Here is a 1,324-nt window from a genome sequence, read left to right on the forward strand (position 1 = left end):
CGCGTGTGTTTTTGGTTTGGTTGTTTCGTTGTGGGTGTTTGTGCTGTGGCTGAAACAGCTATTCCTTGGTCGACTGGAAGGGAGCGTGGAAGCGGCCAGTCTCGAAGAACTGGTCCTGCGACTGCTGGACGACGGGTTGTTGCCTGACGGGATGCGCGTGCGGAAGGTTGACTCCGCAGGCCTGTGGGTAACGACACCGGACGGTCGGGAACTGGCACTGAAATCACTTAGCGACGGATATCGCACAGTAGCGGGGTTAGTGCTCGATCTCGTCAAACAGCTCTCGACCAGCTTCGATGTCGTGCGTTATACCGAGGTAGATGGAACCGTCGTCATACTCCACGAGGGTGTCGTCCTCATCGATGAGGTTGACGTCCACTTACATGTGGAGTGGCAGAAGAGCATCGGATTTTGGATGAAAGAGCATTTCCCGGAGATGCAATTCATCGTGACGACGCATAGCCCTTTTGTCTGCCAGGCCGCTGATGAAGGCGGCTTGATCAGATTATCTCCCGCTTGGGTCCCCGGACCTACTGCCGAGGTGGTGACCGGAGAAATGTTTAATCGGGTCGTCAATGGAACCGTCGACGAGGCTGTTCTCACCGACCTGTTCGGGCTGGATTCAACTTTGTCAGAGGCTTCCCGTGAGGCGCGAAACCGTTTGGCCGATATTGAAGCGGCCGCAGTGCAACGCGATTTGTCGGCGGAGGAAGAGCGCGATTTGCGCGATTTGCGTTCGAAGCTTCCAACCAGCCAAGCAGACCGTGCGGATCAGATTCTTATGACATATCGACGGTCTGGGGACGAATGATTCCGATCTCCAGGCGGAAGCTCGATGCTGATGTCATCGCTGAATTAGCCCGGCTTCAACGTATGGTTGACCGGGCGACCGATCCAGCCGATCAAGCCAAACGCAGATGGAATTCGTTCAGCGGTACCAAGACGAAAACCGAGGTCTCCACCGGCCTCAAAGCCATGTGCTCCGGCATCGAGCGATGCATGTACTGCGAAGACAGCGCCGGCACCGACATCGAGCACTTCCGACCCAAATCCAGCTTCCCTGCTATGGCTTTTGTATGGGAAAATTATCTGTTCGCCTGCTCGCATTGCAACTCCAATGAGAAGCGCAACCATTTCCCGATTGATGAAATGGGTCGAGCCCTACTTATCGATCCCACAACCATGGACCCATTCGATCATTTGGCGCTCTCCGTCGGGTCGGGTCTGTATGTCGGCCTAGATGCCATAGGTCAAACATCGATCGACGTATTCGGTCTGAACAGGGAAGTCTGTTCCAAAGGTCGTCGTCGTGCGTGGTCTGTAC

Annotated in this window: 2 protein-coding genes; both read left to right on the forward strand. The window is 55.2% G+C overall.

The features are described 5' to 3' along the window. On the forward strand, positions 1-811 hold an 811-nt coding region (locus ACFWPJ_RS33065), incomplete at its 5' end, for an AAA family ATPase (protein ID WP_378857491.1). Then, positions 808-1,324 (forward strand): hypothetical protein (locus ACFWPJ_RS33070; protein ID WP_378857493.1); only part of this gene is annotated, 517 nt, incomplete at its 3' end. The genes ACFWPJ_RS33065 and ACFWPJ_RS33070, both read left to right, overlap by 4 nt.

Origin of the sequence: Nocardia sp. NPDC058497 (assembly GCF_042720195.1) — a bacterium.
Taxonomy (GTDB): domain Bacteria; phylum Actinomycetota; class Actinomycetes; order Mycobacteriales; family Mycobacteriaceae; genus Nocardia.